This is a genomic window from Sorangium sp. So ce321, from assembly GCF_051530195.1.
GTDB lineage: Bacteria > Myxococcota_A > Polyangia > Polyangiales > Polyangiaceae > Sorangium.
The window spans coordinates 13420080-13442423 of record NZ_CP150329.1; the positions used below are offsets into that span (position 1 = coordinate 13420080).

Genomic DNA, 22344 nt, shown 5'->3' on the forward strand with positions numbered 1-22344 from the left:
CCGTGGAAACGTGAGCGGCCCGGGTGTTGCGGGGAGACGCGGCCGTGATCGATCCCGTCCTGCTCTTCGGGCTCGCGCTCGTCGCTGGCGCGCCGCTCGCGCTCTCGCCGCTGCCCACGGCGCTCGCGGCAGCGCTCGCCGCGGCGGCGCTCCGCCGCCGGGCCGGCCGCGCCGCGCTCGCCGCCGCCGCGCTCGCCCTCGTCGCCGGCGGCCTCCGCGCCCGCGCGCTGCTCGACGACGCGGGCGGCCTCTACGGCAGTGCCGCCGCGCTGCTGCACCCGCCGGCGCGCTGCGAGGTGACCGGCGCGGTGATCGGCTCGCCCGTCGTCGTCGGGGCGGCGCAGCGGCCGGCAGGCGAGGCGCCGACGGCGCGCATCGACGTGGAGCTCTCCGGCGGGACCTGCGGCGGACGAGCGCTGCCGGGCCCGCTCCGGGCGCGCCTCCACGGGGCGCCGCTCGACCTCGCGCGGGGGGACCGGCTCGAGGTGGTCGCCGATCTCGCGCCGATCCACCTGTTCCGCAACGAGGGCCTCCGCGACGCGACCGCCTCGATCGCGCGGAGCGGGATCGTGGCGAGCGGGTCGATCGTCGACGCGCGGCGGACCGCGGAGGGGCGGTCGATCGGGGCGGCCGTCGACCGCGCGCGGGCCGCCGTGCGCGGGCGCATCGAGGCCACGTTCCACCCCGAGGCGGCCGCGCTCGGGCGCGCGCTCGTGCTCGGCGAGACCGACCTCGCGCCCGAGGACCAGGACGCCTTCCGCGAGAGCGGCCTCGCGCACCTGCTCGCTGTCTCGGGCACGCACCTGATCCTCGCCGTCGCCGGCTTCGCCGCGGTCGCCCGCGCGCTCCTCGTCCGCGTCGATCCGATCGCGGCGCGGTGGGACGCGGGCCGCATCACCGCGGCCCTGTGCGTGCCGGCCGCGTGGCTCTACGCCGACTTCGCTGGCGGCGGCGGCTCGGCGATGCGCGCGGCGGCGATGCTCAGCTGCGCGATGTGCGCGCGGCTCGCGGGCCTCCGCCCGGTCGGGGTCCGCTGCTTCGCCCTGTCGCTCGCGGGCGCCGCGGCCGTCGATCCGCTCGTCGCGTGCGATCTCTCGTTCGGCCTCTCGGCGGCCGCGACCGCCGGGCTGCTCTGGCTGCAGCGGCCGCTCGCCGCCTTGCTCGTGCCCGGCGAGGGGGGGCGCGGCGACGAGCGCGCGGAGGGCGGGCCGCCCGGCGCGCGGTCGTCGCCGTCGTCGTCGTCGTCGCCGCGCGCGCTCGCGCGCAAGGTCCTCGCGCCCCTCGCCACGACGCTCGCCGCCATGTTCGGGTGCGCGCCGCTGCTGCTCATGAACGGGGAGACGTTCCCGCTGCTCGGCGTGGCGGCGAACGTCGTCGCCGCGCCGCTCGGCGAGCTCGCGGCGCTCCCTTTCTGCCTCGCGCACGCGGTGCTCTCGTGGGCGCCGCCGGTAGAGCGCGGGTGCGCGCTCGTCGGGTCGGGCGCGCTGCTCGCGGTGCGCGCCGTCGCGCGCGCCTCGGCGGACACCGGCGTGGTGCTGCGCCTGCCCGAGCCGTCGCCCGCCCAGCTGGCCGCGCTCGCCGCCGCGATCGCGCTCGCCTGGGCCGCGGAGCGCCGCGCCCGCCGGCTCGCCGCGCTGGCCGCCGGCGCCGCCGCGTGGCTGCTGCTCGAGATCGTCGCCGTGCGCGCGGGCGCGCCGCGCGGCGTGCTGCGCGTGAGCGTCCTCGACGTGGGGCAGGGCGACGCCATCCTGATCGACCTCCCCGAGGGCGGCGCGATGCTCGTCGACGCCGGCGGCTTCGTGGGCAGCCCCGTCGATCCGGGCGCGCGCGTGATCCGGCCGCTCCTCAGGTCGCGCCGCCGCGCGCGCCTCGACGCGGTCGTCCTCTCGCACCCGCACCCGGATCACTTCGGCGGCCTGCCTGCCGTCGTCGAGGGCGTCGAGGTCGGCGAGCTCTGGGACACCGGCCAGGGCGAGGCCGAGGGCGCGGGCCCTGTCTACGCGAAGCTGCTGTCGGACCTGCGCCGGCGCGGGGTGCCCGTCGTGCGGCCCGCCTCGCTGTGCGGCAGGCCGCGGGCGCTCTCCGGGGCGACCGTCGAGGTGCTCGCGCCGTGCCCCGACCTCCACCCCGACCGGGGCGCCAACGACAACTCGTTCGTCTTGCGCATCACCCACGGCGCTCATGCCGCGCTGCTCGTGGGCGACGCGGAGCACGAGGCCGAGGAAGCGCTCGTCGCCCGGTACGGCGCCGCGCTCCGGGCCGATCTGCTCAAGGTCGGGCACCACGGCAGCAGGACGTCGACCAGCCCGGCGCTCCTCGCGGCCGTCGACCCCGCCGTCGCCGCCATTTCCTGCGGCGTCCGCAACCGCTTCGGGCACCCGAGCCCCGAGGTGCTGTCCCGCCTCTCGGCCCGTGGCGTCGCGATCGCGCGCATGGACCGCGGCGGCGCCCTGATCTGGGAGACCGACGGCGAGCGCGTCCGCTGGTCCCGTCCGGGCGAGCCGCCGAGCCCGGCGCCCGCTCGCCGCGGCGCGGCGGAAGGGATCGCCGCGCCGGGGAGGTGAGCCGGCGCTGGAGGTGGGGAGGACCGGGAAGAAACCGGCGCTCGGCGCGGCCGCCGTGCGCCCGGTGTCCTTGCGCCTGGACGTCCCCTGAGGGACGCTCCGGCGATGTCTCGTAGCGCGATGACGACCACGATCCGCCGCCGGCTCGCGAGCGAGATCGGTCGTATCGACAAGCAGGCGCCCTTCCGCGTCGCGCTGTCTTACCCGTCTCCGTACCGGGCTGGCATGAGCTCGCTCGGCTTTCTCCAGATTTACAAGGCGATCCAGGCCGAGCCCGGGATGGCGTGCGAGCGCGCCTTCCTGCCCGACGACGAGGGCCAGGGCGCCGAGGGCGCCCCGGTCACGTACGAGGGGCTCCGCCCCCTCTCCGATTTCCCTGTGATCGCGCTCTCGGTGGCCTACGAGCTCGAGCTCGCCGGGGTCGTCCGGCTGCTCGAGCTGGCGGGGCTGCCGGCGCTCCGGGAGGAGCGCGACGGCCGCCACCCGTTCGTGCTCGCGGGCGGCCCGCTCACGTTCTCCAACCCGCTGCCGCTCGCGGTGTTCGCCGACGCGATCATCATGGGCGAGGCCGACACGCTGGCGGTGGAGGTGCTGCGCGTGCTGCGGGACGCCTCCTCGCGCGAGGCGGCGCTCGACGAGCTCTCGCGCGTCCCCCACGTCTTCGTCCCTGCGCGCCACGGCGCGGAGATGCCCCCGGTCGCCCAGTGCGACGACGCGCTCCTGCCCGCCTGGTCGCCGATCCGCGCCGAGGAGACGGAGCTCTCGAACATGTTCCTCATGGAGGCGGAGCGGGGCTGCTCGCGCGGCTGTACCTACTGCGTGATGCGCCGCTCGACGAACGGCGGCATGCGCATCGTCCCCAAGGAGCGCCTCCTCGAGCTCGTCCCCGAGGACGCGAAGCGCGTCGGCCTCGTCGGCGCCGCGGTCAGCGACCACCCGAAGATCGTCGAGGTGGTCCGGACGCTCGCCGAGCGGGGCTGCGAGGTAGGGCTGAGCAGCCTCCGGCCGGACCGGCTGACCGACGACTTCGTCGGCGCGCTGCGCCTCGCGGGCTATAAGACGCTCACGACGGCGATGGACGGCACGAGCGAGCGCGTCCGCGAGACGCTCGAGCGGCGCGCGCGGCCGAAGCACCTCCAGCGGGCGGCCGAGCTGGCGCGGCAGCACGGGATGAACCGGCTCAAGCTGTACCTCATGGTGGGCGTCCCCGGCGAGACCGACGAGGACGTCGACGAGTGCGTCTCCTTCGTCGCGGAGCTCTCGCGGATCGTGCCGGTCGCGCTCGGGATCGCGCCGTTTTGCCCGAAGCGCAACACGCCGCTGCACGGCGCGCGCTTCGCGGGCATCGACGTCGTGAACAAGCGGCTCGACCGGCTCCGCCGCGGGCTGCGCGGGCGCGCGGACGTGCGGGCCACGAGCGCCCGCTGGGCGTGGGTCGAGGCGGTGCTCGCCGCCGGCGGCGAGGCCGAGGGGCGCGCGGTGCTGCAGGCGGTGCACGCGGGCGGCTCGTTCCGCGACTACGAGCGCGCATTCGAGAAGGTCGAGCGCCCCGAGCCGCCGCGCCGCCAGAGCCTGCCGCTCCTCGCGGCCGGGTGAGCGGGGCGGCCGCCCGCCCCGGAGGATCCGGATGAACCCGACGAAGAAGCTGACCCTCTTCACGCGCGAGCGCTGCCACCTCTGCGAGGACGCCCACGCCGCGCTCGAGCGCGTGCGCGCGCGACTGCCGTTCGAGCTCGCCGTCGTCGATCTGGACCGCGAGGCCGGCCCGGAGAAGCGCGCGCTCTACGACTGGGAGGTCCCCGTCGTCGAGCTCGAAGGGCGCAAGATCATGAAGTACCGCGTCGACGAGCGGCGGCTCGAGCGGCTGCTCTCGGGGCCGGAATGACCTCCGGGCGCGGTCAGGACGGTTCCGCCCGCTTTCTCCCGGCGCCGCGCTAGGCTATGCCCATCCCCGTGAAGTGGACGACCATCGCGCAGATCCTCTTCATCCTCGTCGCCGCCGTCGCCGTGTACGGCTTCGTGCACGCGGCGCAGAACGACCAGCGCACCACGGCCTGCAAGGCCATGTGCGCGCTGCGCCCCGCCTACGCCGGCCGGAACCGGCTCGCGCCGGACTTCGAGCTGCCGGACATGGAGGGCAAGCCGGTCCGGCTGTCGTCCTTCCGGGGCAAGACGGTGTTCCTGAACTTCTGGACCAAGACCTGCGCTCCGTGCCTTCAGGAAATGCCGGCGCTCGCGGAGCTCGGCCGGATCGCCCAGTCGCGGAAGGACTTCGTCGTCCTCACGATCTCGACCGACGAGGGGCCGGACGACGTGCGGGACGCGCTCAAGGTGGCCCTGAACGGAGATCCGCCGTTCCCGGTCCTCTTCGACCCCGAGTCGAAGGTCGTGCTGGACCAGTACGGCACGCAGCTCTACCCGGAGACGTGGATCATCGACCCGAACGGGATCATCCGGGCCCGCTTCGACGGGGCGCGGGACTGGTCGAACAGCCTCGCCATCGAGGTGGGGGAGATGGTCACGCGCTGGGGCTCGTGCCCGGTCGACATCTACAAGAGCCAGCCGCGCGGCAACTTCGCGGCCGTCTGCGCGGACGACTCCTGAGCGGGCGCGGGGGCGCGGGGCGCGCGGGTCGTGGATGGCGCGCTGGCTGCTTGGCGCGTTCCCGAAAGACCGTTATGTGAGTCACCCATCATGACCGCCCGCAGGCCGACGTCGCCGACAGCGCAGCCGCCGCAGCCGCCCGCAGCCGGCGAAGGGGGCGCCGGCAGCGCCTCGGACGAGCGGGTCGCGGCCGCGCGGCAGGCGCTGCTCGAGGGGGTCGGCGCCGAGATCGCCGCGTCGTTCCCCGGTATCACCCGGCTCGGGGGGCAGGTCGTCGCGGCGCTCTACCTGGCCGACGTGCCGCGCTCGATGGACGAGCTCAGCCAGGAGCTCGGCCGCTCCAAGAGCAACATCTTCGCGAACCTGCGCGGGCTCGAGGCGGCGGGGATCATCGAGCGCCGGCGGGAGTCGGGCGCGCGGCACGACTCGTTCGCGCTGCGCGGCAAGTACCCCGACGTCATCGTCGGCGCCTACCTCGGTCGCCTGCGCCGCGTGGTGCAGGACAAGCGCACGCTCGCGCGGCGCGCGCTCGCGCTGCTCGGCGACGCGCAGGGCCCGGAGGCCGACGCGATGCGCGCGCGGCTCGACGACCTGTCGCGCAAGTACGACCTGTTCGCGGAGCTCATGGAGCAGCTGCTGCCATCGATCGACGGCCCCGTCGATCTCGAGCGGCTGATCGCGCAGGTGCCCGAGGCGGTGGTCCGCTCCCTGAACGCGGCCGCCCGCGTCGCCTGGGCCGCCGGCGACGCGATCAGCCGGCTGAGCGGGCGCGCCGGCCGCAAGCGCTGAGCACCGGTCGCCCGCACGTGCGCGGTTCAACCGCGGGGCGGGCAGTCCCTCATCTCGATGAGGATGCCGGTCGACGTCTCGATCCGGTGCATCAGGTTCACCTCCCGGGTCACCGGCGATGGCGTGATCGGGTTGGGCACGGAGCCCACGATCATCGGACGGTCGGGGTCTCCGTCCAGGAAGACCATCAGCACCTCGATCCCGGGCTTCAGCGGGAAGTGGAACCCGTAATTCGGCCCGGCGTGCGGCTGGATCATCCGCACGAGCCGCGAGGGAAACGCCTGCGACGCGGGATCCCCCGCGTCGAAATGGAAGCGCACCCGGTAGCGCCCCTGTGCGTCGATCGGCGAGACCTCCCCGACCTCACCGTCCGGGAGCGGCTCCACCAGCGCGGTCACCACGCCGTGGATCCTCGGCCGCGGCGCCGTCCGCGGCGGGCGATAGGCCTGCTCCGCGCGCACGAGCCGCGCGCGATTGACATACTCCTGCTCGCCCCCGGCCCCGCCCTCGATCGCGATCGGCTGCACCGCGCGGTGCTCCACCTCCACGACCAGGAACCGCGCCCCGTCGAGCCGCGGGTGGCCCTCGAGCGCGAAGACGGCCCCCGGGATCAGCCGGAGCTCATCGCTCTGGCACTCGACATAGCGGCTCGACGAGGCCCGCTCCTCCGCGCGGATCTGCGCCAGCTGCTGGCCCTCCTCCGGCGTCTTGTGATGGGCGCCGTACTCGACGACGCCGCCCCCGAGGCCCGCCGCGGACTCGTGTGTTGCCGTGAGATCGAGCCTCGGCGTCCGGTAGTTGTACTCCTGCATGACGTAGGTCGCGGGGAAGGCCCTCGCCTGCTCCTTGAGCTCGAACACGTCGCGCCGCTCGCCCCGCGGCCGGAACACCACCGCGTCGCCCCCCGGCAGCGGCTGGAAGCCCACCTGCTCGTCGGTGAAGACCATCACGTCGCGCCCCGACTCGTGCTCGAAGAAGAAGGAGATCCCGAGGTGCTCGGCGAGGCGCGAGATGAAGGCCAGATCGGTCTCCTTGTACTGGACGATCATCTCCCGCGCCGGGTGATCGCGGTAGAGGCGCATGGCCACGTCCTCGGGCCCGAGCCCCACCATCGCGAGCTTCTGCTGGATGAGCTCCGGCACGCTGGTGTCGAGGAAGACCTGCTGCAGCTCGACCAGCGCCGCGCGGAACGCCCGCGGCACGAGCCGGAGCCGGTAGGAGCGAAAAGCGGTCTCCGTCTCGTGCCGGTCTTCCACCTCGGAGATCATCCCGTACACGGTGCGTTCGTCGGCTCCCTGGACCTCGAACACGAGCGACGCCGTCGCCCCCAGCACCTCATCGATCGAGAGCTCGGCGTCGTCGCTGCACACCACGTCGATGTCGAACGAGAAGAGCTGGCCGATGGTCTCCTTGCCGCGCACCTCGCGCACCCGGACGTGGGCGCAGGAGAAATCGCTGGAGTCGAGCCGCAGGATGGGCGCGTGCCGTGCCCGGTCCCGGAGCGCAGCCTTCGCCTCCTTCAGCGCTTCGATGGGCGCGGAGCGCGCCGCGCGAAGCGCTGACTCCGCGGCCTCGAGCTCCTGCAGCGGCGGATGACGCGGCGCCCGCAGGCCGCCCGGGGACGGCGGGATGTCTCTCTGCCCCGCGACGCTCGCCCTCGCCGGCGACAGCGCGACGGCCATCTGCCCCGCGACGCTCGCTCGCCCCTGGGCCGCGTCGATGCTGCCATCGCTCGCATACGGCGCCGCGGCCGCGCCTTCCGCGGCTGGCCCGGGCGCCTCCTCCGCCCTCGTTGCGCACACCGCGCGCGCGATCGGCTCCCCGCACAGGAGGTCTGCGTCGGGCGCCTCGCGGATGCGGGCGGCGGCCGGCTCCGCGCCCATCTGCACGCCGCTCGGCGCGCGGTACGCTGTCGCGGCGACCCGTTCGCCGCACGAGCGGGCGCTCGGCCCGCTGCACCTCAGGGTTTCGGTCGGCTCCCCGTTCATCGTTGCGCCTCCTCTGCGGCTCGCCTGTTACCGTACCCGATACGGAGGCACGCATGGGTACGCGCGAGGGTGACGGTATCAGCGGGAAATACCTCCTCATCGAGGTCCCGAATTTCAACGACGCGAGGACCGAGTCAGAGGCGATGAGCTCCTATCTGCGCCTCGGCGCGGTCAAGGACCCGGGCATCGCCGCCAGCCCGAACGCCCCGAAGGCGAGCGGCGAGGACCTCGCCGCCCGCGTCACCTCGTTCATCGACGACACCCGCAAGCGCGACGGCTGCCCGGGCTTCGTCCCCGAGGGCGAGCGGCAGGCCGAGACCGCAAAGCTGCACACCAAGGGCGGCTGGCGCGACCATTCCGACGGCAATCGCATCACCACCACGCGCGGCGACAAGGTCGAGGTCATCAAGGGCAATTACCGCATGCTCGTCCTCGGGCGGCAGGAAGACACCGCCGGCTGGGACGTCTCCGGCGGCCATATCCAGGACGCCACCGACCTCTGGACCGCCGCCACCACCATCGAATGGGTCCAGAACTACAACGGCACATGGAAGGTCACCGAGAAGACCGAGAAGGGGGATGTCGACACCACCTATCACGGCGACACGTTCGATCGCTTCTACGGTAACAAGCAGACCAGCATCACCGGCTCGGAGGCCCCCACGGCCGAGCGCCCGAACCCCACCTGCCTGAGCTACACGTGGGCTCAGCGAATGGAGTCGTACACCGGCTCCGCCGCCTGCCCGGTGCCGCAGATCCTCGACGAGACCTGGGCCGGCGAGATCGCGAGCAGGACGACCGCCACCTCGATCACCGACGAGACCACCGCGCAGACGGTCTCCAGCACCACGACCGCCGCCACCATCAGCGACGACACCACCGCGAGCACCGTCTCCAGCACGACGACCGCCGCGCTCGTCTCGGATACCACCATAGGCGATGTCCAGTCGGTGACCATCGGCAGCACCAGCGACATCACCCTCGGCAACGCGGCGTCGATCACCGTCGGCGCCACCGAGGAGGTCACGATCGGCGGCCTGGTCGAGCTGACGATCGCGGCGATGCTCGAGGTCTCGCTCACGGCGGGGATCTCGATCAACATGGGCCCCAAGGCCGAGCTCAACCTGACCAGCCGGCAGGAGCTCTCTCAGTTCCGCACCAACGTGAAGAACATCTGCGCCAGCGTCTCGTCGGCCGAGTCGGTGAGCACCGGGGCGTACAACCTGATGTCCGGGGTCATCAACCTGTTCTGATGCAGACGCGGAACCTCACGCCGTTCCTCTTCGGCACCAAGGTCTGCTCGCGCAGGCCGCCGCAGCCGGAGGTGGTCCTCATCGTCCGCGGCCGCTTCTCGCTCCGCCCGGGCGAGCCGCTCGCGCCGATGGACGGCTCGCTGGCCCAGGGAGCCCTCACGGCGGAGACCTTCGAGGGCGGAGGCGGCGAGCGCGAGGGCGAGCCCACCTACCCCGGCGATTTCGCCGACTGGAAGCCGGCCGCGGACCTCCTGCTCCGGGGCGCCTGCCACCCGCCCCCCGGCGACGCGCAGCGCGAGCACCCCGTGCGCTTCGCGGTCGGGGCGTGGTCGAAATCGCAGCAGGTCCCGGCGCCGCGCCAGGGCCGGCCGGTCCCCGCGCCCTTCGGGCCGCTCCACCCCGACGCGCCCGAGCGCCGCCAAAGGCTTGGCAAGGAGTACGGCCCCTCGTACCGGAAGACGCGCGCCCCGTGGTACGCCGAGGACTTCGACTGGACCTTTTTCCAGGCCGCCCCGCCGGACCAGCGCCTCGCCGGCTACCTGCGCGGCGACGAGGAGGTCGCGCTCCTCCACCTGCACCCCGCCGCGCAGAGCGCCTCGTTCCGCCTGCCGGGCCTCCGCATCCGCGCGGTCGTCGAGGACGCGCGGGGCCGCGTGCAGGACGCCCGCATGAACCTCGACACCCTGTTCGTCGAGCCGGACGCGGGGCTCGTGACCCTCACCTGGCGCGGCCACGCGGAGGTGGACGAGGACGACCTCGCCGACCTGCGCGCCGCCGTCATCGGCGCCGAGCCGCTGGAGACCCCACCATTGCCGCTCGAGCGCTACCGGGAGAGGCTCGCGCAACTCGCCCGCGATCCGCGCGGCCTCGAGGATCTCCCGCCGGAGATGCGCGAGGCCTACGATCTCGTCCGCGACGGCGCGCCGCGCCCGGCGCGCGTCGTCGCGGACGAGGACGATCCGGTGACCAGGCTCCTCGCGGAGCGGCTCGGCGGCCTGCACGCGCCGGAGCAGGAGCGCGTGCGAGAGCTCGTCGCGAAGCTCCGGACCCTGCGCATCCCCGAGGGCGTGGGCCTCGAGCGCACCATCGCGCAGGCGCTCGCGCGGCTGCCCGCCCGGCGGCAGGCCGCGTACCTCCCGGCCACGCCCGCGGGCACGCCGCGGGTCCCCATGGGCGGCGCGCTCGCCGCGCTCGTCGAGCGCCTCGAGAAGCTCCAGGTGGACGCGGCCGCGCGCGGGACGAAGCTCGAGGGGGTCGAGCGCCTCGACGCGTTGCTCGGCGACGCCCGCCTCCGCGAGATCCTCCCCGGCTACCGGCTCCCCGGCGAGGCCGCGGCGCCGCTGCCCGAGCCCGGCCCCGGCGTCGATCTCTCGGGGCAGGACCTCTCGGGCCGCGACCTCTCGGGCCGCGACCTCGCCAGGGCGAAGCTCTCCGGCGCGCTCCTCTCGGGCGCCGACCTCTCGGGCGCCAACCTCTCCGGCGCCGATCTCTCGCGGGCCGTGCTGTTCGAGGCGAACCTCTCCGGCGCCGATCTCTCCGGCGCCGATCTCTCCCAGGCCAACCTCACCGGCGCGCGCGCCGCTTCCGCCGATCTTCGCGGCGCCACGCTCGACCAGGCGATCTTGACGCGCGCCGTGCTCACCCGCGCCCGCCTGGCCGGGGCGCGCGGGCGCGGCGCGCTGCTCGACGAGGCCGACCTCCGCGAGATCGACGGGGAGGAGCTCCACCTGGAAGGCGCCGTCCTCCAGGGGGCGAGGCTCGATCGCGCCTCCTTGCGGCGCGCGGCGCTCGTGGGGTGCATGTGCTCGGGATCCTCGGCGAAGGGCGCGGATCTCACGGGCGCGTCCCTGCCGCGCACGAGCTTCTCCGACGCCGATCTCGAGGGCGCGACGCTCGTGGAGGCGCGGGGCGAGGGCGCGGCGCTGCTCCGGGCGAAGCTCGACGGCGCCGACCTCCGGTATGCCTCGCTCCCCCGGGCGCACCTCTCGTGGGCCTCGGCCCGGGGCGCGCGCTTCGCGTGCGCGGTCCTGCGCGAGAGCCGCTTCTATCGGGCCTCGCTGGAGCGCGCCGACCTCTCCCAGGCCGACCTCTTCGGCGCCGACCTCTGCAAGGCCCGCCTGGACGGCGCCTCCTTCGCCCGGTCCAGCCTGTATGGCGCCCGCCTCGAGGGCGCGAGCGCCGCCGGGTGCGACTTCGAGGGGGCGAACCTGCGGCGCTCCAGCCTGGAGCGCGCATGAAGACGGTCAAGGAGCTGCTCGAGCGCATCCGCGCCGGCGCGCCGCTCCAGGGCGTCCGCATCGACGGCCTCGACCTCACGAGCCGGGATCTCACGAACCTCGATCTCTCCCGCGTCAAATTCCTCCGCACCAGGCTGCGCGGCGCCCAGCTCGCTGGCAGCACCCTCTCGGGCGCGCATTTCGTCGAGTGCGACCTGCGCGAGGCGGACCTCGCGGGCTGCGCGCTGGACGGCGCGCTCGTGCTCGGCTCGAACCTCGAGGAAGCGCGTCTCGCCGGCGCGCGGCTCACCCGGGCGAAGCTCTCCCACCAGCGCCTCGCCCGCGCCGATCTCTCCGGCGCGACGCTCGCCGAGGTGGAGGCGGTGGGCTCGGACTGGTCCAGCGCCCGGCTCACCGGCGCGACCATCGAGGGCTCGCGCCTCGACCTCGCGAACCTCGAGGGCGCGGATCTCTCGGAGGCTCGCATCGCCCGGGCCTCCTTCACCCGCGCGAACCTCCGCGGCGCCCGCCTCGCCCGCGCCCGGATCGAGGACGGCGCCTTCGTCGGGGCCGATCTCGGCGGCGCGGACCTCGAGGGCGCGGAGCTCGAGCGCGCGGTCTTCGTCCGGGCCGACCTGCGCGGCGCCCGCTTCCCGCGGCGCATGCGCGGCGTGGTCCTCGACGAGGCGAGGCTTGGCCGGCCCGAGCTCGCGGGCAAGGATCTCGCCGGCACCGACCTCGACGGCGCGGATCTCTCCGGGCTCGATCTCGAGGGCGCGGACCTCTCCCTCTGCTCGCTGCGCGGCGCCGATCTGCGCGGCGCCCGCCTGCGCGGCGCCCGCCTCGAGCGCTCGATCCTCTCGGACTGCGATCTCACCGGCGCGGACCTCCGGGGCGCGAGCTTTCTCGGGTGTGACCTCTCGCGCTCGATCCTCCGCGGCGTGGACCTCTCCGGCCGCGATCTGGAGTCGGTGATCCTCATCGATGCCGACCTCGAGGGGGCCGATCTCACGGCCGCGCGGCTCGTCCGCTGCATCCTCGACCGGGCGCGGCTCTCGCGCGCGAACCTCACGCGCGCGGTGCTCCAGCAGGCGCTCCTCCGCGAGGCCGCGCTGGCGGGCGCCGTGCTCGGCAAGACGATCTTCGATCGCGTCGATTTCACCGGCGTGGATCTTCGCGCCGTCTCCTTCTCCGGGCTCACCGTGCACCGCTGCGCCTTCATGGGGGCGAACCTCGAGCGGATGAGCCTGCGCGACTGCGATTTCATGGGCAGCGATTTCTCGAAGGCGAACCTCCGCGGCGCCGATCTCGAGGGATCCATCCTGACCCAGGCCAGGCTCCGCGAGGCCGCGATGGATGGCGCGAGCCTGCCGAGGGTGGTGGCGAAGGCCGCCTACTTCGGCGGCGCGTCGCTGCGCGGGGCGAAGCTCTCGCAGGCGATGCTCCGGTACGCGACGTTCACGCGGGCGGACCTCGAGGGCGCGAACCTCGCCGCCGCGGATCTGCGGGACGCCATGCTCGACCACGCGGCCGCTCGCGGCGCGCTCTTCCTCGCGGCGCGCCTCGAGCGGGCGAACCTATCGCACGCGCGGGTGGAGGAGGCCGACTTCAGCGAGGCTGATCTCGGCGGCGCCAACCTGCACGCCTGGCGCGACAGGGGCGCGCGCTTCTCCGGCGCGCAGCTGATCGGCGCGCGGCGGACGGACGTCGATCGGCTCGAGGCGGAGGCGTACACGCCCCCGCGACCGCCCCGGTAACCACGCGAGAGGAGCGAAGGGAATGCTGCCTGCAAGCAACAACGGCGCCGGGATGAACATCGGGTTTCCGGACGTGTGCTTGACGCCGGTGGGGCCCGTGCTGGTGCCGATCCCCTATCCGAACTTCGCGCTCAACGCGATGGCCGTCAATTTCTCGGTGAAGGTGAAGGTCGCGATGATGAACGCGCTGAACCTCGGCACGACCATCCCGATGACCTTCGGGATGGAACCCGGGGTGGCGCACCCGCTTTACATGGATATCGGCGCCTATGTGACGGGCAATGCGAAGGTGATCATCGAGGGGCTGCCGGCGATCAACCTCACCTGCCGCACCATCGGCAACGCCGGGAACAATGCGGTGGGCGCGGTGCTGGTGCCGAGCGCGGTGAACGTCTTCTACACGTGCGCGGGGGCGCCGGAGGAGGTGCTCTCCGGCGCGAACAACGTGGCGCACGCGCTGCTCGAGGAAGGCGTCGGGGTGATCCGGATCCGGGTGTTCTCGCTGGACGTGCCGGCGCTCGTCTATCGTGCCGTGCGCGCGCTCGATGCCGAGGGGGCGCGGGAGCTGGTGATCGACCTGCGGGACAACCCGGGGGGAGAGCTGCGGGCGTTCGTGGAGCTGGCGGGAGATTTTCTGCCGGCGGGGAGCGTGATCGCCACGGTGACGGACGGAGACGGGGACGAGACGGTGTATCGGTCAGCGCAGGAGAGGCCCTATGCGGCACCCGTGACGATCCTGATAAACCACGGGACCGCGTCGGCCGCGGAGCTGTTCGCGGGGTGCCTGAAGGCGCACGGGCGGGCGGTGATCGCGGGGGAGAGGACCCACGGCAAGGGGGTGGGGCAGGCGCTCTGCGCGGGAGAGGGGGGCGCGCGGATGGCGACGGCGGTGCGCGTGACGCTGCCGGGCGGGGCGGAGGTGCAGGGGATCGGCGTGGCGCCCGGGCCGGGCTCGTGTGTCCCTGCGATGGAGGGATGAGGAGATGCCCAGATGGAAGACGCTCTTCTGTTGCTGCAATCCCCGCAAGAAGGCGATTGCATCTCTTGGGCAGGCCGTGCCCGTCATCAACTCCGACCACCTGGACGCTCCCGTGCCCGCGCTGCCAGGGGACCTCGGGGTGTTGACGAACGCGACGTTGATGGCGCGGGCCCGCGCACTGAAGTTGACGAAGACGAAGACGAGGCCGCAGATTCACGGCGACAATGGCTACGGCCTCATCGGCACGAACGAACGCCACGGGCCGAGCACCATCGTGGGCTGCGCCTCCGCCTGGGCCCTTGCTGGCGAGAAGCCGGTCTACGCTCACTGCTCGGACGGCGGGAGCGAGTGGACGGCGCTCCGGAATGTTGTCCAGCAGGCTGGCGCAAACCCCGATCAGGTGACGCAGATCCGCGTCACCCGGCCGACCCTGAGCGGCGATAGCGACGTCACTGACGCTGATCTCGACGAGGCCAGGAAGGAGGTCCTCGCGCTCCAGCGATTCTTCCCCAACGCGAACATCACCCGCTGGTTCGTGGAGCGCGGCGCCACGACGTACTTCGATCAGGACGGGGAGCCGAGCCCTTTCTGATCTGGGCCCTGCGCGGAGATTGGCGCTGAACGCGTATGGTGAGCACCAGATCGACGTCCTCGACGAGCTCCCGCACCAAGAGGAAGAGGACGAGCGGGAAGCAGGGCAACAGCACCGTCGCCACCAGCAACTCCACCGGGCGCTCGCGCAGGACCACGGCGGTCAACGCGGTCACGAAGCGGCGGAGGGTCGCCGAATCTGGCGCGGATAGCTCACCGGATGAGGTCGCATCGCGGGACTCCAGCGAGTCCGAGTCGAGCGACTCCGATGACGAGGAGAGCTCGCAGCGGTCCCGGATCGATTCGGGCCTCGTCCAGAGATACAACAACGACGACGACCAGGAGGATGAGAGCGAAGGAGAAGGGGAGGGCGAGGAGCGGGAGGGAGACAGCGACGAGGAGGAGGGAGACAGCGACGAGGAGGAGGGAGACAGCGACGAGGAGGAGGGGGAAGAGGACAGGCGCGAGCGACCCACGTCCACGCGACAGCAGCTCGATGGCATGGCGGAGACATTGAATCTGGCCATCCACGGCGACGGACGGCTCGAGAGCCGGAACGTACAGGCCGTCGTCCAGACCGACGACGGCACTTACGTCATCTTCACCCAGCGCGAGTACAGGTCTTTCGACGAGGCCATCGAGGGCATCGAGGGCAGACATCGCATCACGATCGACGATCGGATCATCGGGGACAACCCCAGGGAGGACGAGAACATCCACGCGGAGATGCTCGCGGTGTCCTGGTGGCTGCAGGGCCACATCCGCGCCTTCAACCGGATCGGCGTCAGCCGGGCGGTGTGCGCGCGGTGCGCCGCGGTGCTCGCCCATTACGGGATCCAGCATCGCCCGACGGACAGCGCCATGACCCAGAACTGGGTGCACCCCTACCGGCACGCGGATCTGGATCCCAGCGGGATGGCCGGCCCGCTAAGGGCGCTCCCGCAGAAGGTGACCAAGGGAAAGGAATACGGCTGGTGAGCCAGCCGGACGCCGCCGGACGCCCGCCTAGCCGAGGTGGATCTCCTTGCCGTTGATCGTCATCGTCTCCTCGGTCAGCACCGTCGCGCTCTTCGCCTTGGTCGTCGCCGACCCGTCCACCACCGTGTGGCTCTCCCGGGCGTGCAGGCTGAACAGGTCGGTCACGCGCTGGTAGAGTGACGCCGCCTTCTGGACCAGCGATCCCGCGAACACCCGCACCTTGTCGCCGTGCAGGTCCACCTCCGGCCCCCGGAGCTCCACCCCCCGGTCCCCGGACAGCCGCAGCGCCCCGCCCGCCGCGCGGACGTCGACGTCGCCCTGGAGCTCCAGCGTCGTCTTGCCCGTCCCGTGCAGGACGCCGATGACATAGAAGCGTCCGCCGCGGCCGATCACCAGGAGCACGTCGCCGACAGCTGGCGCATAAGGGATCGCCAGCGCCATCGTCGCCTCTGCGCTCTCCCCCTCCGGCAATTCGACCACCACGGCCTGCCGGTGGGCCTCCAGCACGTGCGCTGGCCCGAGGTACTCCTCGGCGCGCACGGACGCGGCGCGCCCCCGGATCACGGCTCCCTCCGACATGACGGTCCCTCCATCTTCGTTCCGGCTCAGCCTTTGCGAAAGCGCTTGTACAGGCTGCCGAGGAGATCGGGCCGCTGTTGCTTCGGCGCGGAGGGCGCCGTGGCCGACGCCCGCGGCCCGGGCGAGCGCTCGGCCTGCGGATCGCGCTCCGGCGTGGGCAGCTGCGCGGAGGCGGGCGCGACGGGCGCAGGCGCAGGTGCGGCGACGGGCGCAGGCGCAGGTGCGGCGACGGGCGCGGGCGCGACGACGGGCGCAGGTGCCGCGACGGGCGCGGGCGCGGCCACCGGCGCAGGCGCGGAGGCCGGCACACGCAGATCGATCGTGTCCTCCAGCGGGGCGCCGGCCGGCGCGCGCCGTTCGATCGCTCCCTCCAGCGGAGCGTCGACCGTCACGCTCAGATCGATCGTGCTCTCCAGCGGTGACGCGGCCACCGGGATCGCCGTCACACGGCTCACCGCCCAGGGCGCGTCCGCGTGCTCGCCGCTGCTCCGAGCGCCGTGCGCCCCCGCAGGCGCGAGCGGAAACGGCGCGCCCGCCGTGCCGCCCCGGTTCTGGGCTCGGAGCGCCGCGTCCGGCGAGGACGCGGCCTGCGCCTCGCGTGGCCGCGCCTCGACGCCAGGAAACAGCGCCGCGTCGTCGAGCGGCATCGTGCCCGCGAGCGGGTGCTCCCCCACGGCGCTCTCCGGGGCGTCCACGACGTCGTCGTCGTCGAGCGTCACCGTGGAGCTCCAGTCCCCCGACTTCACGCGCTCCGCCGCTGTCTCGACCGGCGCGCTCGCGAGCACCTCCGTGGCGTCCGGCCAAGGCACCGGCTGGCCCCCCGCTTCCACGCCCACCGCGACGCGCAGCGCGGAGAGCGCCTCCTCCAGGGCCACCTGGAAGCTCCCACGGAAGACCACCGCGCAGCGGTCGGCGTCGGACTGCACGATCAGCGTGTCGCCCACCAGCAGCAACCACCGCTGCGCGCCGTTCGGCAGGTAGATCGTCGCGAGCGCCCGCAGCGACGGCAGGCGCGTCGTCAGCACCGGGTGATGCGGGCTCAGCCCCTCCAGCACGATCTGCTCGCCGCCGAGCACCCGATCGAAGCGCTGATCCGCAGGCGCCGACTGGAAGTACGACCAGTCGAAATCATCCGGGATCGACGCGACCCCTTCCAGCGCCGTGCGCGCGAGGCCGCGGAGCCTGCTCGCCCGGCTCGGCACCATCGGCGGGATCGGCCCGAGGCCGATCGGCGCGCGCCCCCCGCCCGGCGGCAGCAGGTTGGGCAACGAGGTTCCGCCGCGCGTGTCCTGGATGGCGCCGACGCCGAAGGGGTTCTCCGGGTCGCGGATGTCGCCGCCCCAGGCGCGCTGGTACTCGATCGGCATCTTCACGAACGGCTCGGGCTCCGGGTCCGGCGACGCCGCCGTGGCCGTCCGATCGCCCACGACCTCGAGGCGCTTGTCGACCAGCGCCGCCGCCCCGCGCAGGATCGCGAGCCGCACCGGCATGCGCCGGACCGGCACCCCGCCCGGCGCCCACGCGTGCCCGGTGAGCACCACCTCCGCGCGCTCCAGCCACGGCGCGAGCTCGCTCGCCGCGAGGAGCGGCTTCATCGGATGGCCCCGGGTGTAGACCTCGCTCCGCATCACCTCGAGCGGCTCGATCCGCTGCGCCTCGCCGCCGGCGACCATCGCGAAGGTGGCCTTGGCGATGACGGTCACATGAAGCTGGCCGCGGCTGCGCCACAGCGTCGCGCCCGCCGCGACAGGTCCGGCGCGGAGGACGTTGAGGGGCCAGCGAGCGGTGGTCATGGGCGAGAGGTCCTCCGGGAGGAGATCGCTCCGGCGCGGACGTGTGCCAGGGATCGACCGGCCTGCCTGGAGTGTAGCAGGCGCGCCGCGGCGCCTGTGCGCGGCAGCGACGCGCGCCGCGCTCCCATGGCCGGCCAGCGCCAGGACGGCCGCGACGTGGACGCGCGCGGGGCTAGTTGGTGTTGAGCTCGACGCGCAGGAGCTTGCGGCCGATGAAGAGATAGTCGCCGTGGGCGAGCTCGCGCTCGCTCTTGATGCGCACGTACGTGCCGTTGCGGCTGTTGAGGTCCGTGAGCGTGAACTTGCCGTTGTGCTCCTCGAGGCGGCAGTGCGAGCCCGACATGTACAGGTCGACCGGGAAGTTCAGGTCGCCGCCCTCGCGCCCGATCTGAAGCGAGCTGCCGCGCGCGCAGACGGTCATGCCGACCGCGCCGCCCTGGAGCACCTGCGTCAGCCGGAACGGGCTCGGGTGCTTGGGGGACGAGTAGAAGAAGGTCCCGTCCGTATCCTGGCCGTCGGAGGCGCGCGGCGTCGGATCGAGCCGGAAGAGCTGCTCGCCCGCGAGGAAGGTGTCGCCCGGCGTGATGTCGATCGTGCCGCGCACGCGGATGTACACGCCGTTCAGCGAGCCCTCGTCGCGCACCACCAGCTTGCCGTCGCGGTAGAAGAAGTTCGCGTGCTTCGGCGAGACGAACGGGTCGTCCGGGAAGACGAGCTGCCCGTTGCGGCCGACGATGTGCTGCTCGGCCTTCAGGTGGAAGGAGAGGCCGTCCATCCCCTCGCCGCGGATGAGGATCAGCTTCGCCTTCGCCGGGTTCTGCATGTCCCCGAAGAACAGCGTCTGCGCGCTCAGGATCTCGGGCGGGACCGCTGTTCCGCACCTCCCGCAGAACTTGTGGCCCGAGGGGACACCGCTCGAGCAGGAACGGCAGACGTAGTTACGGGCTTGCTCCATCAGCTCCTCCTGGGAGAGTTCGGCAAATTCGCTCTTGGGCGAGGTGGTCTTGGGGCTTCGCCCCGGGCCGCGCGAGCTCGTCGGGTCGAGCCGGGGCTCCGCCCTGCCGCTGCCGGCGGCGGGCGTCGGGGAGCGCCGGGGCGGCGTCGCCGCGCGCGGCGTGAACAGGGCCAGGTCGTTCGCGCACTCAGGGCAACGCGCGGTGCCCATCGGGCTCCACAGATCGCACTGGCCACAGACGATGCCAATCTCGTGCTGCTCGGTGTGCAAACGTCGCCTCGGTGCATTGGAGGACCGCGGGATCGCGGTTCTCCGACCCGCGCCAGTGGAGGGCCGCCTGGGCGGACCCCCGACCGATGAAGCGAGCCCGGACGGAGAACCCGGCCCGCACCTCGCGCTGGATTCCCGACCCGGGTGGAGAGGACCACGGTTCTAGACGTCGGAGAGCGGAGGGGTCAAGCTCGCTGACATCGCTTCGCGGCCCGCCGCGGCGGAGGCTCCGCGCCGGCCGGGCCGGGACAGCGGGCCCGGGCCCCCTGGACAGCGAGCTCGAGCGCGCGGGGCAGCCGCGGCGGGCGGGCAGCGGAGCCTCCTCCGCGGCCGGCGGGGCGTCGTCGCGGCCGGCGGGGCGTCGCCGCGGCGGACCGGCGTCGTCAGGGCCGGCGGGGCGTCGTCGCGGCGGACCGGCGTCGCCGCGGCCGGCGGGGCGTCGCCGCGGCGGCCGAGCGGCCCCCCGGCGGGCGTCAGCGCACGAAGGTGAAGCGGCGCTGGTCGTCGGCCCAGCCCCCGGCGCCCCAGAGCCGGAAGACGATCCGCTGGTTGCACGCCGCGCGCGGCTGCAGGCCGAAGTCGCGCGAGTCGTCGTGGTAGCTGCGGTTGTCGCTCAGCAGGAAGACCGTGTCGGGCCGCACCTCGACGCGGTGGCGGCGCTCGAGCGGGGGCTTGCGTCCCGTCGCCCGGAGGTGGAGGCCGGGGCCCATCATCACCATGTCGCACGAGAGCTGGACCGCGTTGCCCGTGGCCGGGTCGTTGATGCTCAGCTTGGGCTCGGTGCACCCGACCTCGGCGTCGTAGCGCTGCCCGTTCACGACGAGGGCGCTGTGGTCGACCTCGACCGTGTCGCCCGGCACGCCCGCGATCCGGCCGACGATGTAGCTGCCGGGCGCCTCGGGATCCGGGCACCGCACCAGCTCGCCGAAGCCGGGCGTGCCGCGCGTCAGCACGACGACAGCGTCGCCCGGGGCCAGGCTAGGCGCGACCGAGGCGCCGAGGCTCGGGTCGTCCGGCACCGTCCAGACATCGAGGACGAGCGCGCGGAGCACGACGCCGATCACCAGCAGGGTTCCCAGGATCCAGAGCAGCCCGTTGAACAGCTTCCGCATGCAGACCCGCAGCCTAGCGCAGCGCCGGCCGCAGGCGGCCAGCAAGGAAGGCCCGCGGACGCCGCGGCGCCGTCAACGCAGGCAGCTCCGGTACGGCGGCAGCTCGCTCGGGCTCGCGCCCGCCGCGATCTCGCGGGCGGCGGAGAAGAGCTCGGGCCACACGTCGAGGCGGCTGAAGTACGAGGTGCCGGTCGTGTGCTCGTCGCCGTCCATCACGCTCGACGAGATCACGCCGACGACGTCGCCCCCCATGTCGCTGCGCGCCGGCCCCCCGGAGTCGCCCGGGCAGATGGAGGCCGTGGCGACGAAGTGCGCCGGGCTCACGGCGTCGATGGAGCCGCCCGGCCGCGGCACGAGGTGGATCGCGTCGCGCGAGAGCGCGCAGCGGCCGAAGCCGTACGGCGTCACGACCTCCTTCGGCTCCGGCTCGGCCTCGATCCGCGGCGTGAGGGTCGGGATCCCGATGAGCCGGCGCGACAGCACGAGGATCGCGATGTCGCCCTGGCCCGAGGTGTACCCGCAGTCCGGCGACACGACCGCGCGGACCGTGACGTCGCCCCAGGGCAGGTGGTCGCCGCCGAGCTCGATGGAGATGGCCTCCGGCTCCTGGTCGCGGCGCAGCGTCCTGCCGTTCTCGTCGCGCGCGGCCACGCAGTGGTGCGCGGTGAGCACCAGGTCCTCGGTGATGAGCGTCCCCGTGCACGTCACGTCGGTGACGATCCGGACGATCGCGTCCTCGTTCGTCGACAGCTCGAACGGTGGCCGCAGCTGGACCGGGCGCTGCTCCTGGCCCGGCTTCGCCGCGGGGATCGGCAGCCCGGCGTTGGTGATCGGCGGCGCACAGCCCGCGGCGGCGGTGAGCGCGAGCGCGGCGGAGGCCGCCGCGACGACTCGGTACAACCCTCTCAATGCGGTCGCCAGGGCGCCCCGCGCGCGAGCATGCGGCTGTTCCACCTGAGGGACACCCTCCCAAGCGCAACCGGTTGTTCAATCGGACAGCGCCCCCGGTGTGGACGCGCCGAGCAAGACCAAAGGCTACGACAGAAGGCGGTGACCGTCATTCGACAACGACAGGGTTTCCAAGCTTGGATATGACCCCAACGATCGTCTCGTCCGCCTTCCGCCGCCCGCCGTCCGCTCATGCGTCGAGATCGTGTCGCTGCGCTGCGACGCAGGGCTCGCGGCGACAGCCATCCTGTCCAGCCAGGCCACAGAGGTTGGGCCTGGGCAGATCTTCGCCGGCGCGGCGCAGGATCTCGTCGCGTCCATCGTGATCGAGTCGCGCTCAGCGCATCGCGACGAGGCGCACCTGGCTCGTGCTGCGCTCGTAGGCGGCGCGCGCGGCCTCCGGGGCGGTCTGCGGGTCCTCGACACCCGCGGCGACGAGCTGCTCGAGGAAGGCGCGCTGGTGCTCGGACTTCGCCGCGAGCCACGCGGGGCAGGCGCCGGTCGCGCAGGCCGCCGAGGCCTGCTCGGCCGCGGCGAGCGCGTCGCGGACGCGGCCGCGGCGGAGCAGCGCCCGCGCGGCGAGGTGCGCCGTCCCCGGGAGCGCGCGCACCTCGCGGGGCGCTGCGTCGAGGGCGGAGGAGGCGAGGCCGGGCTGATCGCGCTCCAGGTAGGCCGCGGCGAGCGCGGTGACGCTCTCCGGCGTGCGGCCCGCGGCGTAGCGGGCCTCGAGCTCCGCGAGCTCGCCGAGCCCGGCCGTGGCGCGCGGCGGCAGCAGCTGCGAGGCCTTCACGCTCGGCCCGAGCCCGACGGTCCAGGCGACCCCCGCGAGAACCAACCCGTTGGCGACGAACAACCCGAAGCGCATCACCCGTCCTCCAGCAAGCGACAGCACAGCAGCGACAGCACGGACCGACAGCCGGGCGGCGCGGAGGTTCCCGGGAAGATCGCGGGGCGCGCGAACGGGTGGT

The 22344-nt window shown here is 73.5% G+C and carries 18 protein-coding genes; 11 read left to right on the forward strand and 7 right to left on the reverse strand.

The window, feature by feature from the left end:
- The first annotated feature begins 44 nt into the window (after positions 1–44).
- The 5 genes from WME89_RS49815 (at position 45) to WME89_RS49835 (ending at position 5957) form a co-directional block, all read left to right on the forward strand.
- Positions 45–2564, forward strand: a complete 2520-nt coding sequence (locus tag WME89_RS49815; RefSeq protein ID WP_438006531.1) for a DNA internalization-related competence protein ComEC/Rec2 — start codon at positions 45–47, stop codon at positions 2562–2564.
- A gap of 105 nt (positions 2565–2669) precedes the next feature.
- Positions 2670–4160: a B12-binding domain-containing radical SAM protein gene (locus WME89_RS49820; protein WP_438006532.1), complete on the forward strand. Its 1491-nt coding sequence runs from the start codon at positions 2670–2672 to the stop codon at positions 4158–4160.
- A 31-nt stretch (positions 4161–4191) separates the two neighbouring features.
- Positions 4192–4449: a glutaredoxin family protein gene (locus tag WME89_RS49825; protein WP_437622009.1), complete on the forward strand. Its 258-nt coding sequence runs from the start codon at positions 4192–4194 to the stop codon at positions 4447–4449.
- Between the two features lie 68 nt (positions 4450–4517).
- Positions 4518–5168 (forward strand): TlpA family protein disulfide reductase, encoded by a 651-nt coding sequence (locus WME89_RS49830; RefSeq protein ID WP_438006533.1) that lies wholly within the window; start codon positions 4518–4520, stop codon positions 5166–5168.
- A 90-nt stretch (positions 5169–5258) separates the two neighbouring features.
- A complete protein-coding gene (locus WME89_RS49835; protein ID WP_438006534.1) occupies positions 5259–5957 on the forward strand; it encodes a GbsR/MarR family transcriptional regulator in 699 nt (232 codons plus the stop codon).
- Between the two features lie 26 nt (positions 5958–5983).
- Here the strand turns inward: WME89_RS49835 and WME89_RS49840 are convergent, their stop codons facing one another.
- Positions 5984–7945, reverse strand: a complete 1962-nt coding sequence (locus WME89_RS49840) for a type VI secretion system Vgr family protein (protein ID WP_438006535.1) — start codon at positions 7943–7945, stop codon at positions 5984–5986.
- A 53-nt stretch (positions 7946–7998) separates the two neighbouring features.
- Here WME89_RS49840 and WME89_RS49845 point away from each other — a divergent pair, with 53 nt between their 5' ends.
- From WME89_RS49845 to WME89_RS49870, 6 genes are read left to right on the forward strand one after another with little or no spacing between them, the layout of a single operon-like run.
- Positions 7999–9198, forward strand: a complete 1200-nt coding sequence (locus WME89_RS49845; protein ID WP_438006536.1) for a hypothetical protein — start codon at positions 7999–8001, stop codon at positions 9196–9198.
- Complete coding sequence (locus WME89_RS49850) at positions 9198–11435, forward strand: DUF2169 family type VI secretion system accessory protein (protein WP_438006537.1); 2238 nt, start codon at positions 9198–9200, stop codon at positions 11433–11435. The genes WME89_RS49845 and WME89_RS49850 overlap by 1 nt, the downstream gene beginning before the upstream one ends.
- Positions 11432–13171 (forward strand): pentapeptide repeat-containing protein, encoded by a 1740-nt coding sequence (locus tag WME89_RS49855; RefSeq protein ID WP_438006538.1) that lies wholly within the window; start codon positions 11432–11434, stop codon positions 13169–13171. The genes WME89_RS49850 and WME89_RS49855 overlap by 4 nt, the downstream gene beginning before the upstream one ends.
- A gap of 22 nt (positions 13172–13193) precedes the next feature.
- Positions 13194–14150, forward strand: a complete 957-nt coding sequence (locus WME89_RS49860) for a S41 family peptidase (protein ID WP_438006539.1) — start codon at positions 13194–13196, stop codon at positions 14148–14150.
- A gap of 4 nt (positions 14151–14154) precedes the next feature.
- Complete coding sequence (locus tag WME89_RS49865) at positions 14155–14742, forward strand: hypothetical protein (RefSeq protein WP_438006540.1); 588 nt, start codon at positions 14155–14157, stop codon at positions 14740–14742.
- A gap of 35 nt (positions 14743–14777) precedes the next feature.
- Entirely contained in the window at positions 14778–15719 is a 942-nt protein-coding gene (locus tag WME89_RS49870) for a hypothetical protein (RefSeq protein WP_438006541.1), read from the forward strand.
- Positions 15720–15746: 27 nt separating this feature from the next.
- On the opposite strand, the gene WME89_RS49875 is transcribed toward WME89_RS49870, so the two are convergent.
- From WME89_RS49875 to WME89_RS49900, 6 genes are all read right to left on the reverse strand, one after another.
- Positions 15747–16298, reverse strand: coding sequence for a DUF3540 domain-containing protein (locus tag WME89_RS49875; protein WP_438006542.1), 552 nt, complete (start codon positions 16296–16298; stop codon positions 15747–15749).
- A gap of 26 nt (positions 16299–16324) precedes the next feature.
- Positions 16325–18091: a DUF2169 family type VI secretion system accessory protein gene (locus tag WME89_RS49880; protein ID WP_438006543.1), complete on the reverse strand. Its 1767-nt coding sequence runs from the start codon at positions 18089–18091 to the stop codon at positions 16325–16327.
- A gap of 172 nt (positions 18092–18263) precedes the next feature.
- Positions 18264–19046: an FHA domain-containing protein gene (locus WME89_RS49885; protein WP_438006544.1), complete on the reverse strand. Its 783-nt coding sequence runs from the start codon at positions 19044–19046 to the stop codon at positions 18264–18266.
- A 743-nt stretch (positions 19047–19789) separates the two neighbouring features.
- Positions 19790–20428 carry a signal peptidase I gene (gene lepB, locus WME89_RS49890; RefSeq protein WP_438006545.1) on the reverse strand — a complete coding sequence of 213 codons (639 nt, stop codon included), beginning with the start codon at positions 20426–20428 and terminating at the stop codon, positions 19790–19792.
- Positions 20429–20500: 72 nt separating this feature from the next.
- Positions 20501–21328, reverse strand: coding sequence for a trypsin-like serine peptidase (locus WME89_RS49895; protein WP_438006546.1), 828 nt, complete (start codon positions 21326–21328; stop codon positions 20501–20503).
- Positions 21329–21713: 385 nt separating this feature from the next.
- Positions 21714–22241, reverse strand: coding sequence for a hypothetical protein (locus WME89_RS49900; protein WP_438006547.1), 528 nt, complete (start codon positions 22239–22241; stop codon positions 21714–21716).
- Positions 22242–22344 lie beyond the last annotated feature (103 nt).